Origin of the sequence: Sulfitobacter sp. EhC04, assembly GCF_001650875.1 — a bacterium.
GTDB lineage: Bacteria > Pseudomonadota > Alphaproteobacteria > Rhodobacterales > Rhodobacteraceae > Sulfitobacter.
On the sequence record NZ_LXYI01000071.1, the window covers coordinates 15,427 to 29,883 of the forward strand.

Annotated in this window: 14 protein-coding genes; 6 read left to right on the top strand and 8 right to left on the bottom strand. The window is 62.0% G+C overall.

What is annotated here, in order from left to right:
• Positions 1-7 precede the first annotated feature (7 nt).
• From A8B82_RS21115 to A8B82_RS21130, 4 genes are read right to left on the bottom strand one after another with little or no spacing between them, the layout of a single operon-like run.
• Positions 8-475, bottom strand: coding sequence for a GNAT family N-acetyltransferase (locus A8B82_RS21115; RefSeq protein WP_067297066.1), 468 nt, complete (start codon positions 473-475; stop codon positions 8-10).
• Positions 472-2,070 (bottom strand): ABC transporter ATP-binding protein, encoded by a 1,599-nt coding sequence (locus A8B82_RS21120; protein ID WP_067297069.1) that lies wholly within the window; start codon positions 2,068-2,070, stop codon positions 472-474. The genes A8B82_RS21115 and A8B82_RS21120 overlap by 4 nt, the downstream gene beginning before the upstream one ends.
• A complete protein-coding gene (locus A8B82_RS21125) occupies positions 2,067-2,882 on the bottom strand; it encodes an ABC transporter permease (protein ID WP_067297072.1) in 816 nt (271 codons plus the stop codon). The genes A8B82_RS21120 and A8B82_RS21125 overlap by 4 nt, the downstream gene beginning before the upstream one ends.
• Positions 2,879-3,826, bottom strand: a complete 948-nt coding sequence (locus A8B82_RS21130; protein ID WP_067297093.1) for an ABC transporter permease — start codon at positions 3,824-3,826, stop codon at positions 2,879-2,881. Before A8B82_RS21130 ends, A8B82_RS21125 begins: the two co-directional genes overlap by 4 nt.
• Before the next feature lie 283 nt (positions 3,827-4,109).
• On the opposite strand from A8B82_RS21130, the gene A8B82_RS21135 reads away from it, so the two are divergent.
• Positions 4,110-4,553: a hypothetical protein gene (locus A8B82_RS21135; RefSeq protein WP_082899414.1), complete on the top strand. Its 444-nt coding sequence runs from the start codon at positions 4,110-4,112 to the stop codon at positions 4,551-4,553.
• 103 nt (positions 4,554-4,656) lie between these two features.
• Positions 4,657-5,781 carry an acetoin utilization protein AcuC gene (locus tag A8B82_RS21140; RefSeq protein WP_067297074.1) on the top strand — a complete coding sequence of 375 codons (1,125 nt, stop codon included), beginning with the start codon at positions 4,657-4,659 and terminating at the stop codon, positions 5,779-5,781.
• 11 nt (positions 5,782-5,792) lie between these two features.
• Here the strand turns inward: A8B82_RS21140 and A8B82_RS21145 are convergent, their stop codons facing one another.
• Positions 5,793-6,974 carry an acetyl-CoA C-acyltransferase family protein gene (locus A8B82_RS21145; RefSeq protein WP_067297077.1) on the bottom strand — a complete coding sequence of 394 codons (1,182 nt, stop codon included), beginning with the start codon at positions 6,972-6,974 and terminating at the stop codon, positions 5,793-5,795.
• A gap of 142 nt (positions 6,975-7,116) precedes the next feature.
• Here A8B82_RS21145 and A8B82_RS21150 point away from each other — a divergent pair, with 142 nt between their 5' ends.
• From A8B82_RS21150 to tdh, 3 genes are all read left to right on the top strand, one after another.
• Complete coding sequence (locus A8B82_RS21150) at positions 7,117-7,683, top strand: helix-turn-helix domain-containing protein (RefSeq protein WP_067297079.1); 567 nt, start codon at positions 7,117-7,119, stop codon at positions 7,681-7,683.
• A gap of 104 nt (positions 7,684-7,787) precedes the next feature.
• On the top strand, positions 7,788-8,975 hold the full coding sequence (locus A8B82_RS21155; protein WP_067297100.1) for a glycine C-acetyltransferase: 1,188 nt from the start codon (positions 7,788-7,790) through the stop codon (positions 8,973-8,975).
• A complete protein-coding gene (gene tdh, locus A8B82_RS21160) occupies positions 8,972-10,021 on the top strand; it encodes an L-threonine 3-dehydrogenase (protein WP_067297081.1) in 1,050 nt (349 codons plus the stop codon). Before A8B82_RS21155 ends, tdh begins: the two co-directional genes overlap by 4 nt.
• A 456-nt stretch (positions 10,022-10,477) precedes the next feature.
• Here the strand turns inward: tdh and A8B82_RS21165 are convergent, their stop codons facing one another.
• Complete coding sequence (locus A8B82_RS21165; RefSeq protein WP_067297102.1) at positions 10,478-11,206, bottom strand: metallophosphoesterase family protein; 729 nt, start codon at positions 11,204-11,206, stop codon at positions 10,478-10,480.
• Positions 11,199-12,194, bottom strand: coding sequence for a LysR family transcriptional regulator (locus tag A8B82_RS21170; protein ID WP_067297084.1), 996 nt, complete (start codon positions 12,192-12,194; stop codon positions 11,199-11,201). Before A8B82_RS21170 ends, A8B82_RS21165 begins: the two co-directional genes overlap by 8 nt.
• A gap of 186 nt (positions 12,195-12,380) precedes the next feature.
• Between A8B82_RS21170 and A8B82_RS21175 the strand changes: the two genes are divergently transcribed.
• Positions 12,381-12,749: a hypothetical protein gene (locus A8B82_RS21175; protein ID WP_067297087.1), complete on the top strand. Its 369-nt coding sequence runs from the start codon at positions 12,381-12,383 to the stop codon at positions 12,747-12,749.
• 42 nt (positions 12,750-12,791) lie between these two features.
• Here A8B82_RS21175 and serA read toward each other — a convergent pair whose 3' ends face one another.
• A complete protein-coding gene (serA, locus tag A8B82_RS21180) occupies positions 12,792-14,387 on the bottom strand; it encodes a phosphoglycerate dehydrogenase (protein WP_067297090.1) in 1,596 nt (531 codons plus the stop codon).
• Positions 14,388-14,457: the final 70 nt, after the last annotated feature.

Here is a 14,457-nt window from a genome sequence, read left to right on the forward strand (position 1 = left end):
AGCCCGCTCAGCGTTCGACGCGAAAAGAGAAACTTCCCGCCTGACTGGCCGTCCTCGGCGGGCGGGGCGCGATTTCGCAGACACCCTCGCAGGCTTCGAGGCATTGTTGCCAGAAATCCATCGCCCCCGCCGGGTTCTTTGCCACGCCAAGCACCCAGTCCCCGCCCAGCGCAAGAAATATCATTTCGGCGGCCTGGGTGCCGATGCCCTGATGGCGGTGGGCGGGCAGGATGGTGAACTCGGTCAATTCATGGGTGCCGTCGGGGTGGTTCCAGACCAGGGCAAAGCCGATGGGCAAACCGTCCCGTTCAATCATATAGGGATGGCGGCCCGGTTCGATCCAATAGCGGTCCAGCGCATTGGGAAAGTAGGCCGGACCATTTGGCAGCACCTCCCGGAAATAGCTGCGGGCCATCCCGTCAAGGACCGCGCGGCGCGCTTCGGGCACCGGGGTTATGGAAATCCTGGCCGTCATTCCGCCGCGTGGATTTCCGGCAGGACCGGTGCCGCGTCGATCAGACTGCGGGTATAGGGGTGCTGCGGGTTTTCAAAGGTCTGTTCGGTCGGCCCTTCCTCGACAATCTTGCCCGCCTGCATGACCAGCACCCGGTCGGTCACGGTCCGTACCACCGACAGATCATGCGAGATGAACAGATAGGTCAGATCATAGGTGCCGCAAAGATCGGCCAGCAGGTCGAGGATCTGCGCGCGCACCGAAACGTCCAGCGCGCTGACCGCCTCGTCGAACAGGATCAGCTCGGGCCGGATGATCAGCGCGCGGGCAATGGCGATCCGCTGCCGCTGCCCGCCTGAGAATTCGTGGATGTACTTACGGGCATCCGCCGGGGCCAACCCCACGGCGGTCAGCGCCGCGTCAATCGCCCGTGTCCGGTCTGCGCCGGTTGGCGGGTCGGGCAGCAGGTGAAACGGTTCCGTCACCAGACGGTCCACCCGATGCCGGGGATTGAAGCTGCCGAAAGGGTCCTGGAACACCACCTGCATCTTGCGCCGCACTGCAAGGTTGGGCGCATTGCCGGAAAAGACCGGCGCGCCATCCAGCGTGATCGTACCTGCCTGAACCCGCTCAAGCCCCAGCAGCGCGCGGGTCAGGGTGGATTTGCCGCAGCCGGATTCCCCGACAAGGCCAAGCCGCTCGCCCCGGTGGATGGTAAAGGACACGTCATCCACCGCGCGGAAGTGCCCCGCCGGGCCGAACAGGGTCTTGCGCGGCAAACGGTAGTCGCGGCTGACGTGCGTGACCTCAAGCAGCGGCGGCTGCGCTGTGACCTCCGGCAGGTTGACCTGATGGCCGGAGGCGGCGAACAGCATCTTGGTATAGGGGTGGTTCATGTGCCGCAGCAGATGGGTGGTTTCGCCCTCTTCCACCACCTCGCCCTCACGCATGACGACGATGCGGTCTGCCATGTCGGCCACCACGGCAAGGTCATGGGTGATCATCATCAGGCCCATGCCGTCGGCGCGGGCCAGATTTTTGAGCAGGTCGAGGATCTGCGCCTGGGTTGTCACATCAAGCGCCGTAGTCGGTTCATCCGCGATCAGCAGCCGGGGTTGGAGCGCTATGGCCATGGCGATCACCACGCGCTGGCGCTGGCCGCCGGACAATTCATGCGGATAGCGGCCAAGCGGGAACCGGTCCTGCGGCAGGCCCACACGCGTCAAGGTCTCTGCCGCGCGGATTTCAGCGGCGGCGCGCGAGACGCTGCGGTCGTGGATGCGGATCGTCTCGGCGACCTGCGCCCCGATGGTCTGTACCGGGTTCAGCGCGGTCATCGGCTCCTGGAATACCATGCCGATGTCATTGCCCCGCAGCGCACAAAGGCTGGCTTCGTCCTGCTGCGTCAGGTCCTGGCCCCGGAACATGACCCGCCCCCTTGTCTGTGTTCCCTTGGGCAGCAGTTGCATGCTGGCCAGCGCTGTTATGGATTTGCCCGATCCGCTTTCCCCGGTGATCGCGACAATCTCGCCTTCTTCGACGGACAGGGTGACATCGCGCAGAATATCGACTCCATAGATCGACAGGGACAGGTTCTGGATCGACAGCAGACTCATGCGCGCACCACCCGCAGCCGCGGATCGAGGACATCGCGCAACCCGTCGCCCATCAGGTTCAGGCCAAGCACCGTCAGGATGATCGCAAAGCCCGGCACCAGCGCCATATGCGGCGCGATGCTGACCAGCGTCTGCGCATCGGCCAGCATCCGCCCCCAGGAGGGTGTCGGCGGCTGCGCGCCCAGGCCGACATAGCTCAGCGCCGCCTCTGCCAGGATGCCCAGCGAGAATTGGATGGTGCCCTGCACAATCAGCAGGTTGGTGACATTGGGCAGGATATGCTCGACCGATATGCGCGCCGCCGATTTGCCCGCCACCCGCGCGGCAAGGATGAACTCCCGCTGCCACAGCGACAGGGCCGCGCCGCGTGTGATCCGGGCAAAGACCGGAATATTGAAAATGCCGATCGCAATGATCGCGTTGATCGCGCCTGCCCCGAAGATTGCGGTGATCAGGATCGCGATGACGATACTGGGAAAGGCAAAGACCAGGTCGTTGCCACGCATGATCAGCTCGTCCAGCCAGCTGCCCTGCCGCGCGGCGGCCCAGAGGCCCAGCGGAATGCCCAGCCCCATGCCGATCCCCACAGCCACCAGCGCCACCGCGATAGAGGTACGCGCGCCGACCATGATCATGCTCAGAATGTCGCGCCCGAAATGATCGGTGCCCAGCAGATGCGCCGCATTGGGTGTTTGCAGCTTGTTCGGTATGTCCAGCGCCACGTGATCATAGGGCGTCCAGAAAAAGCTGATCAGCGCCGCAAGCACAAAGAGCGCCGACAGCATCCCGCCAAGGATCAGGTTCCGCCTCATGTCCGCGACCTCAGCCTTGGGTCAACGGCGGCATAGGCAAGATCGACCAGGAAATTCACCACGATGACCGAAAAGACCAAAAGCATCACCACTGATTCCACGACAATCAGATCCCTTGCCGAAATGGACTGGAACACCAGCCGCCCCAGCCCCGGCAGGTAGAACACCTGTTCGATGATGATGGACCCCGCCAGCAGGAAGGAGAACTGAAGCCCGATGATGGTCAGCACCGGAATCAGCGCATTGCGCAACCCGTGCCGCCACAATGCCTGCCGCTCTGTCAGCCCCTTTGCGCGGGCGGTCCGCATGAAATCCTCGCCCAGCACATCCAGCAGCGAAGACCGCATGACCCGCGCCAGGATCGCCGCCTGCGGCAGGGCAAGGGCAACGGCAGGCAGGGTCAGCGCGTGCATCCCGGCCCAGAACCCCTTGTCCCATCCCACAAAGCCACCGGCGGCGAACCAGCGCAGGTTGATGGCAAAGATCAGGACCAGCATCATCGCAAACCAGAAGTTCGGGATGGCGACGCCAAGCTGCGTGGCCCCCATCACCCCGATGTCACCCGCCTGTCCCCGGCGCGACGCGGCAAAAAGCCCGGCGGGAAAGGCCACAATTGTGCTGAGCGCGAGGGCATAAAGCGCAAGCGGCAGGGAAACCCACAACCTGTCTGCCACCATTCCGATCACCGGGGTGCGGTAGGTATAGGAAGTGCCGAAATCGCCGGTCAGCATGCCACCAACCCAGGACAGGTATCGCGCGCCTTTCGATGCATCCAGGCCAAGCTCAGTGCGCAGCGCAGCAAGGGTTTCAGGCTGCGCGTTCATGCCCAGCATGAAGGACGCGGGATCACCGGGTGCCACCTCGATCACGGCAAAGATCACCAGCGAAGCGACCGCAAGGCTCAGCAGCAGGGAGAGCAATCTTTTGAATGTATATCTGACCATTTTTTCGAAGGTTATGCGCAGTGATCGAAACCGTCCAGTGGATAAGGTCAGCGTGTTGCATGCGGCTGTCAGATCGGAAAAAACACGGCCCTTCAATGTCCTGTGACATAGGGTCAAAAAGTTGTGTTCTTCAAAACGACAGAAAAATTAAGAAAAAATAACAAATTAAAACAGCACTTTGAGAGGCATTTCCGGCCAGTGTCGCCGGATTGTGCGGTGCCACCCCGGAACTGCCCGCCGCCGCGAATGTTAGTCCTTCAACAGTAAATGAAGGAGTATGATTATGAACTTTGTCGTAAAAACAATCGCCGCTGCGAGCCTGATGGGCACCGTTGCAGCACCCGCCTTTGCCGCTGCGCACATGAGCGCATCAATGACCTGCGCGGAGTGGAAGGCACTCGATGCCGAAGATCGTATGACGGTTGCCTCCATGGCGATTGCCGAACTCGATGAGAGCACGATGGGCAGCGTCGAAGGTGTCGCAACGGCGACCGAAGACACCGGAGAATCAGTAACCGCTGATGAAGCGACAGATTCAGCCGAACAAGGTTCGGTTGTCGACAGCACCACGAAAAGCGATGAAGCGCGGGAAGACGGAGATATGTCTGAAGGCACGGATATGGCCAGAATGACCGACGACGCGATGGAAGATTTCGTTGTGGCCTGCGATCAGAACCTTGATCAGATGGTTTCAGAAGCCGCCGCAGGTTTGAACGGCTCTCGCTAAGAGTTGGTTCCGAATGATAGGATCAGGGCACCTTCGGGTGCCCTTTTTCGTTTCTGCCCGACAGATAGATGGCATTTGTCCCGCAGTAGATTAGATTTGGCCGATGAGGCAGCCGCTGTTCATCGGTCACGACATTTACCGCCAATCGACATACGGTCGCTGGCACCCTTTGCGGGTGCCGCGCGTTTCCACGGTCATGGATCTGGTGCGGGCGCTGGGCTGGCTGGATGCAAGTCAATTCATCAGATCGCCCCGCGCCAAGCCCGCAGCGCTGACCCGCTGGCACACCCCACGCTATATCGCGGCACTCCAGCGGATTGAGAAAGAGCAGGCCGCGACCCCGGCAGATTTCGAGAACCATGACATCGGCAGCGTGACGAACCCGGTCTTTCCAGAGATCTTTCGCAGACCGGCAACGGCGGCGGGCGGTTCGATCCTTGCCGGTGAACTGCTCAAGCATGGCGGGATGGTCTATAGCCCGGCGGGCGGCACGCACCACGGGATGCCGGACCGCGCCAACGGTTTTTGCTATCTGAACGACCCGGTTCTGGCGATGCTGTCTCTGCGGCATCATGGGGTGCGGCGGATCGCCTATGTCGATATAGACGCGCACCACCCGGATGGGGTGGAGGTCGGCTTTGGCGGTGATCCGGACTGCCTGATGATCTCCGTCCACGAAGCGCGCCTTTGGCCCCGCACCGGCCCGCTGGAGAACGACGGCGGCGGAAATGCCTTTAACCTGCCGGTGCCGCGCGGGTTCAACGATACCGAAATGGCCTTTGTCAGAGACGAATTCCTGGTCCCGCGCCTGTTGTCTTTTCAGCCCGACGCCATCGTATTTCTATGCGGTGCCGATGGTCTGGAGGAAGACCCGCTGTCGCACATGCAACTCAGCAACAATGCCCATTGGGAAGTCCTGCGCGCCATCAGGGGGCTTGCCCCGCGACTGCTGGTTCTGGGCGGGGGCGGATATAATCCCTGGTCAGTTGGCCGGATGTGGGCAGGCATCTGGGGTATTCTGAATGATCATGCGCTGCCCGATCTCTTGCCAGCGCCTGCCGAAGCCGTGCTGCGCGCGCTGCGCTTCGATGGCAACCGGCGGGGCAGGAACCCGCCGGAGCATTGGTTTACCACGCTAAAGGACAAGCCCCGTCCCGGCGTCCTGCGGGACGAGATTGCGCAGGGCGTTGACCATCTGAACAAGCGCCCGGTGATCCAGGCGGCGTGACCCCTGCCTGATCAGCCCATCCGCTCGATGGCCAATGCGATCCCCTGACCGCCGCCGATACACATGGTGATCAGGGCGCGCCTGCCGCCGATCCGCTCAAGCTCGTACATCGCCTTGACCGTGATGATCGCACCGGTTGCCCCGACGGGGTGGCCCAATGCAATCGCGCCGCCGTTGGGGTTCACGATTGCAGGATCAAAGCCAAGCTTGCGCGAAACCGCCACCGCCTGCGATGCAAAGGCTTCGTTGCTTTCGATCACGTCGAAATCGCTGGCCTTCAGCCCGGTCCGCGCCAGCAGGTTTTCGACTGCCGGCACCGGGCCGATCCCCATCACTTCGGGCCTTACCCCGGCGTGGGCATAGCCGATGATCCGCGCACGGGGAGTGAGGCCGGATTTCTCGGCCGCACCCGCGGTGGCCAGAACAACCGCCGCCGCGCCATCGTTGATCCCGCTGGCGTTGCCCGCCGTCACGCTGCCGCCGTCCTTGAACGCGGCGCGCAGACCGGCCAGCGCCTCTGCCGAGGTGGCCTTGGGGTGTTCATCAACCTCGAATGCGACCGTGTCGCGCTTGAACCGCACGTCGATGGGCGTGATCTGTTCCTTGAAATACCCTGCCGCGATGGCCGCTGCCGCCCTTTGCTGGCTCTCCAGTGCAAAGGCGTCCATGTCCTCGCGGCTGATCCCATGCTCTGCCGCCACATTCTCCGCAGTGATGCCCATGTGACCGCTGCCAAAGGGGCAGTTCAATGTTCCCAGCATCATGTCCAGCGATTTGACATCGCCCATCTTCTGACCCCATCGGGCGTTCTGGAGGAGATATGGCGACCGCGACATGTTCTCTGCCCCACCGGCAAGGCCGAATTCCGCATCGCCCAGCATCAGCGACTGCGCGACCGACACGATGGCCTGCACGCCCGAGCCACACAGTCGGTTCACGTTCATCGCCGGAACAACATCGGGCACACCCGCCTGCATGGCAGCGACCCGCGACAGGTACATGTCGCGCGGTTCGGTATTGATGACATTGCCAAAGGCGACATGCCCGATGCGATCAGGCGCGACCCCGGCGCGTGCCATCGCGGCCTTGGCCACAGCTGTCCCCAGGTCAATGGGGGGTGTGTCGGCCAGCGCCCCGCCGAAGGTGCCGATGGCGGTCCGAGCGCCACCGAGGATAACGATGTCTTGTGTCATGACGGTCCCTTTGATGTTTGCCTGAATATGCCGCAGCTCTGGCCTGATGTCAGGGTGAGCCTGCCGGGACCTCACGTCAATTCTATCTCTGGCGCAGTGGACGGTTGTTGACTTTCGCCGGGGCGCGGTCAATTCCTCCGTCATGACGGAAAGCTCTGACACAATGTTGACCCAACTGCCTGCCCGCCTGAAACAGGCGCGGCTGGGGCAGGGCTTGTCGCTTGAGGCGATTGCGAAACTGTCGGGCGTGTCCCGGTCCATGGTCAGCCAGATCGAGCGGGGCGAATCATCGCCCACCATCGCGACGCTGTGGAACCTGACCCGCGCCTTGCAGGTCGATTTCGCGGGTCTGCTGGACAGCGCGCCGCAGGTTTCCCGGATTGAACTGCTCAGGGCTCAGGATGTGCCAGCCATCAACAACCTTGGCTCCGGCTGTCGGATTCGTATCCTTTCTCCGCCGGAGGAGGCGGGCAGACATGAGGTTTACGATCTTTACATCGCTGACGGTGGAGCGCTGGACAGCCAGCCGCATGCGCGGGGCGCGCGCGAACATCTGACCGTGATCGAAGGCCGCGTCAGCCTGACCAGCGGGGACAGCGCGCAGGTGCTGAACACATCCGACACCGCCCGCTATCCTGCGGACGTGAATCATTGCATCGCCGCACATGAAGGTCCGGCACGGGCGTTTCTGGTTGTTCACTACGCCTGAGGCGGCACGGCCTCCCTCCGCTATCAAAGAAAATTTCCTAAATATTGGAAATTTTGGTTTTGTGCCGTGATGCGCCATGTTAGAGCAAGGAAAAGGACATGCACATGACCGAGGCCTATCTGACCCATATCGAAGACATCCTGACGCAGATTGATGCGGACGGCATGATGAAGAAAGAGCGGATGATCACCTCCGCCCAGGCCGCGACAATCCATGTGGGCGGGCACTCCGTTATCAACCTGTGCGCGAACAACTACCTGGGGTTGGCCGACCACCCCGAGTTGATCGCGGCGGCACAGGATGCGATGGGCCCCAAGGGGTTCGGCATGGCCTCCGTCCGGTTCATCTGCGGCACACAGGACATCCACCGCGAACTTGAACAGAAGCTGGCGGCCTTTCTGGGCAAGGATGATTCCATCCTCTTCGCCGCCTGTTTCGATGCAAACGGCGGTCTGTTCGAACCGCTGTTCGGACCGGAAGACGCGATTGTCTCGGATGCGCTGAACCATGCTTCCATCATCGACGGCATCCGGCTTTGCAAGGCCAGGCGGTATCGTTACGCCAACAGCGACATGGATGATCTCGAAGGGCAATTGAAACTGGCCCGAGAGGACGGCGCGCGGTTCATCCTGATCGCGACGGATGGTGTGTTCAGCATGGACGGCTATCTGGCGAAGCTGCCGGAAATCACCGTGCTGGCAGAGAAATACGAGGCGCTGGTGATGGTGGACGATTGCCATGCCACGGGTTTCATGGGGCCAAAGGGTGCCGGCACGCCTGCCCATTTCGGGGTCGATGTGGACCTGATTACCGGGACGTTGGGCAAGGCGCTGGGCGGGGCCATCGGCGGCTATATTGCCGGGCCGCAACCGGTGATCGACCTGCTGCGCCAACGTGCGCGGCCCTATCTTTTCTCCAACTCGCTGCCGCCTGCCATCGTCATGGCCGGGCTCAAGGCGCTGGAACTGGTCGAGGCGGGCGACGACCGGCGCACGCGATTGTTCGAGAACACCGCCTATTGGCGTGCGGGTCTTGAGCGGCTGGGCTTTGACCTGCTGCCCGGCGAGCACCCCATCGTCCCTGTCATGCTGGGCGAGGCGCAGCTGGCGCAGGACATGGCGGCGAAGCTGTTCGACGAAGGCGTCTATGTCAGCGGCTTCTTCTTTCCGGTTGTGCCGCGCGGACAGGCGCGCATCCGCACCCAGATGAATGCGGCACTGACGCGCGATGAGCTGGACCGCGCGCTGGCGGCGTTCGAGGTGGCGGGCAAGGCCTGTGGGGTGTTGGCATGACCAACGAGATGAAGGCGCTGAGCAAGCTGCACGCCCGCGAGGGTCTGTGGATGACCCATGCCCCGGTGCCGGAGATTGGCCCCGACGACGTGCTGATCAGGATCAACAAGACCGGCATCTGCGGTACGGATATCCATATCTGGAACTGGGACGACTGGGCGGCAAAGACCGTGCCCGTGCCGATGATCACCGGCCATGAATTCGCGGGCGAGATTGTCGAGATCGGCCGCGACGTGGAAGGGCTGGAGATCGGCCAGCGCTGTTCGGGCGAGGGGCATCTGATCGGCACGCAATCGCGGCAGTCTCGGGCGGGCAAGTTTCACCTGGACCCGGCAACGCGGGGGATTGGCGTGAATGAACAGGGGGCTTTTGCGCAATACCTTAAGCTGCCCGCATTCAACGTGGTGCCGCTGCCCGATACAATCAGCGACGACATCGGCGCGATCCTTGACCCCTTGGGCAACGCTGTCCACACGGCGCTGAGTTTCGATCTGGTGGGCGAGGACGTGTTGATCACCGGGGCAGGGCCGATCGGGATCATGGCGGCGGCGGTGGCGCGGCACGTGGGGGCGCGGCATGTGGCGATTACGGATATCAATCCGGCGCGGCTGGAACTGGCGGCCAAGGTTGCGGATGTGGTGCCGGTGAATGTGGCCGAGGAAGACCTGGGCGATGTCATCGCGCGGCTGAAGATGAAACAGGGTTTCGACGTCGGCATGGAAATGTCGGGGTCACAGGCTGCGCTGGATCAGATGGTCGAGGCCATGACCATGGGCGGGCGGATTGCCATGCTGGGCATCCCACCCGGAAAAAGCCCCGTAGACTGGAGCCGCATCGTGTTCAAGGCGATCACGATCAAGGGCGTCTATGGCCGCGAGATATTCGAGACCTGGTACAAGATGATCGCGATGCTGGAAAATGGGCTGGATGTCTCGGGCATCATCACCCATCGCTTTGGCGTTGATGATTTCGAGGCCGGGTTTGCCGCGATGAAATCGGGTCAATCCGGAAAGGTCGTGCTGGACTGGACGGAGCAGGGCCGGTAACCCATGGGTTACGCAAGGCTTTGTTAAAAAACAATAATTTTTTCTTAATCCAGAGTGCGCCGCATTCGCCCGAGCATACAGGACACGCTCCAACCCGTTGACGCTGCATTTCCGAGGCGCTCAAAACCGGGCCCGACTTTTGACCGACATGCGCGCCGCTCTGATTTGCAAATGAAGACATGTCAAAAATGACATGTCTTCATTTGCAAAGAGTCGGAGGATGGAGCAGGCAAAAGTACCGGGGCCGCTTTGGCACTTCGCGGCATGTTTGAATCAGCTCATGAGACTCCACGACCATTGCGCCACCCTTTACCGCGTCCGGCCGTTAACCCGCGGCCAATCGCATCGCCAGTGTCCCGAGAGCGCATAGCGCGGCAGGCGTTCGGCGGTTCCAGTCCGAGGCGGGGCGCTTTGGCGGTCGCCGCCTGTCGGACCCGGTACGACAGGGGCTTGATATCAGGACGTGAGAGCCCTGCGCCCCTCCGGCCCGAGGGTCCAGCATTCGCGTCCCTCGAACACCGCGACGGTAAGCGGCTCGCCATAGCCCGCGCCGCTGTCGAGGTTGATCCGGTTGCCATAATGCCGTGCCGCCGAGACCGGCGTATGCCCGTGCACGATCAGCTTGGGATGCGGGTCAGGGTATTCGTGGAACTCCTTGCGAATCCACAACAGGTCTTCCTCGTCCTGCCGGGACAGCGGGACACCGGGCCGAATGCCGGCATGGCAGAAAAACAGCGCGTCTGTCTCATGGCTGAGGGCCAGCCCCTTGAGGAAATCCAGATGGCTCTGTGGCACGGCCCGTCGCGCTGCTTCGTGGACGTCCAGCATCCGGTTTTTTGAGCCGAAGTCGATCCCGTAGGACGCCAGCGTGGTATCGCCGCCCAGCCGCCTGTGCAGCCAGTACAGTTCTATCGGCAGATAGGCCTCGTGCTGGGGGTAGTCCTGCATGAACCATTCGAACATGCGGTCATGATTGCCCTTGATGAAGGTCCAGCGCCGGTTGGCGCGTTGCCCGTCGATCAGCAGGTCGAGCACGTCACGGCTGGCCGGCCCACGGTCCGTGTAATCGCCCAGAAAGACGATCTGGGCATCGGCGCCGCCGTCGGCTTCGATCAGGGAGAGAACGCGCTGCAATTCCTGCAACTGGCCGTGAATGTCGCCGATGGCGTAAATGGGATCAGTCATGCGCAGCAGGTAGCCCAGACCGGTTCGCAAGAAAAGCCCCCGTCTGGCCGCCAGTTGGCCCGATGTCGTCAAGCGGCGCCATGAGGTCAGCGATGACACTGCGAATCCAGCTGTGCGCGGCGGCATTGGTGCGCCGCCGGTGCCAGATCATGCCAATCATCGGTTCCGGCATTGCCACGGGGGGCGGCAGGATCTGGAGGTTCAGCTTTGTGCTGATCTTTCTGGCCAATTGATCCGGCACCACCGCAACATAATCGGTTTCGGCAACGGCGCTGCAAACGCCGTACATGACCGGGAGTGTCATGACGACACGTCGCTGCCGCCCAACCTTGGTCAATGCGGCGTCACTCATCGCCGCAAGGTTCCCTTCCGGGGAAAACAGGACATGGCCGAGATCGCAAAAGGTGTCGATGTCGATTTCGCCGGGCGTTGGCAGGGCCGCCAGCCGTGGATGCCCGCGCCGCGCAATCATGGAGAAACGCGCGCGGAACATTGGCTGCCACTCCATCCAGGACGGGCCTTCCATCTGCGGCACCATGGCCAGATCGACATCCTGCCGTTCCAGCGCACCTGCGAAGTTGTCCGGCACCAGATCGACAAGCTGTATGCGAACGCCGGGTGCCTCCTGCGCCAGTTTCTCTGCCAGCTGCGGCATCAGCATTTCGGCAAAGAAGTCGCTGCCCGACAGGCGAAACCGCTCGTCCGCGATGCCGGGGTCAAAACGTGGCGGGCCGGAAAGTATCGATTCGGTCTGATCCAGCAATGTCCGCAGCGGTTCGGCAAGTGACAGGGCATAGTCGGTTGGTTCAAGCCGGGGGCCGATCCGGACCAGCAGGGGATCGTTCAACGCGGCACGCAACCGCGCCAGCGCGGCGGAGACCGCCGGTTGCGACAGGCCGATACGCTGGCCCGCGCGGGTGGCCGACCGCGTTTCCAGTAGCGCGTCAAGGACGCGGAGCAAGTTCAGATCAAAGCTGCCAAAATTCATGTCATCTATAATGATAATACATTTAATAAATTTTTTATATGCCGAAAATCATGGCAATATGGCGGCACGATTTACAAAAAAGTCATTCTTTCTGGGGGCTGCTGCCCGCTTCCGGGTTGGCAGCCCTCTTTTGCGGGCCGTCGTGAATTTGACTGTGTTCGAAACTGTATTGACTGGAAGGATAAAATGAAGGGACTGCCGATTTATTTCCTGTTGGTGGGGGTGCTTTCGGCGCTGGTCGGGATGGTCTGGGGCATCCAGATGTCCGCCACGCATGATCATGGCCTGTCACCGGCGCATGGGCATCTCAACCTGATTGGCTGGGTCAGCATGACGCTGTTTGCGCTGTATTATCACGCCGTACCCGGTGCCGCGCAAAGCCGTCTGGCGATGATCCACTTTGCCGTCTCTGTGGCCGGGTTGGTCGTGCTGGTGCCGGGGATTGCCATTGTCCTGTCAGGCGGAACCGAAGCCTTGGCCAAGATCGGTTCGCTGATCACGGTCGTTGCCATGCTGCTGTTTCTTGCGGTGGTGCTGCGCAACCGCACGGCCTGAGCGAAAAAGGGCGCCCCAGCCGGAGCGCCCCTGAACCGCATGTCAGGCCACGTCGAATTGCAGCGGCTTGATCTGTTTGAACATGCCTGTTGCGCGCAGTTTCTGAATGACCGGTTCCGGCACGACCTCGTCCACGTAGAGCAGCGCGATGGCCTCGCCCTTGGCGGCGGAGCGCCCGAGGGTGAAGTTGGCGATGTTCACATCGTTCTCGCCCATGGTCTGGCCCAGCGTGCCGATGATGCCCGGCACGTCCTCGTTCGTGGTATAGAGCATATGCGCGCCGATCTCGGCGTCGATGTTGATGCCCTTGATCTGGATGAAGCGCGGTTTGCCGTCGGAAAAGACCGTGCCCGCGATGGACCGCTCGCGTTTCTCGGTGACCACGGTGACCTTGACATAGCCGTCAAAGACGCCTGACTTGTCCTGGTTGGTGGTGCTGATCTGGATGCCCTTTTCGCGCGCGACGACCGGGGCGGAGACCATGTTCACATCCGGGTTGGCGCGCTTCATGATGCCCGCAACCACACCGCAGTTCAGCGCGTCGAGGTTCATCTTGCCGACCGACCCGTCGTAAAGGATGTTGATCGCCTTGATCGGTTCATCCGTCATCTGACCGATGAAAGCCCCCAGATGCCCGGCCAGTTTGACCCAGGGACCCATGACCTTGGCTTCTTCGGCGGTGACGGAAGGCATGTTGAGCGCGTTGCTGACAGCACCTGTCAGCAGGTAGTCGGCCATCTGCTCTGCCACCTGCAGCGCGACGTTCTCCTGCGCCTCGGTTGTGGCAGCGCCGAGGTGCGGCGTGCAGACCACGTTGGGCAGGTTGAACAGCGGGTTCTCGGTGGCCGGTTCGACCTTGAACACGTCAAAGGCTGCCCCCGCCACATGGCCGGATTTCAGCATGTCGGCCAGCGCTTCCTCGTCCACCAGGCCGCCACGGGCGCAGTTGATGATGCGCACGCCTTTCTTGGTTTTCGCAAGGTTCTCGCGGCTGAGGATGTTGGCGGTCTGATCGGTGAAAGGCACGTGCAGCGTGATGAAATCGGCGCGTTTCAGCAATTCGTCGAGTTCGACCTTTTCGACACCCATCTTCTTGGCTTTCTCATCACCGAGGAAGGGGTCGTAGGCGACGACTTTCATCTTGAGGCCGCGCGCACGGTCGCAGACGATGCCGCCGATGTTGCCCGCGCCGATCACGCCCAGCGTCTTGCCTGTCAGCTCAACGCCCATGAACTTGGACTTTTCCCACTTGCCCGCATGGGTGGAGGCGGAGGCCTCGGGGATCTGGCGCGCCACGGCGAACATCATCGCGATGGCGTGTTCGGCGGTGGTGATCATGTTGCCGAAGGGCGTGTTCATGACGATCACGCCTTTTTTGGAGGCTTCTTCCTTGTCGATGTTGTCGGTCCCGATCCCGGCGCGGCCGATGACCTTGAGGTTCGGCGCATTGGCGAGGATCTTCTCGGTGACCTTGGTCGCGGAGCGGATGGCAAGGCCATCATAATTGCCGATGATCTCGGCCAGCTTGTCCTTGTCCTTGCCCAGGTCGGGCTGGAAATCCACGTCGATGCCGCGGTCGCGGAAGATTTGAACGGCGGCGTCGCTGAGCTTGTCGGAGATGAGTACTTTGGGGGCCATGTGCGTGGTCCTTGAATGGAAAAATGGGGGGAGGTGGGGGGAACCCCCACCCTACCGGCTGTCGGGAGGG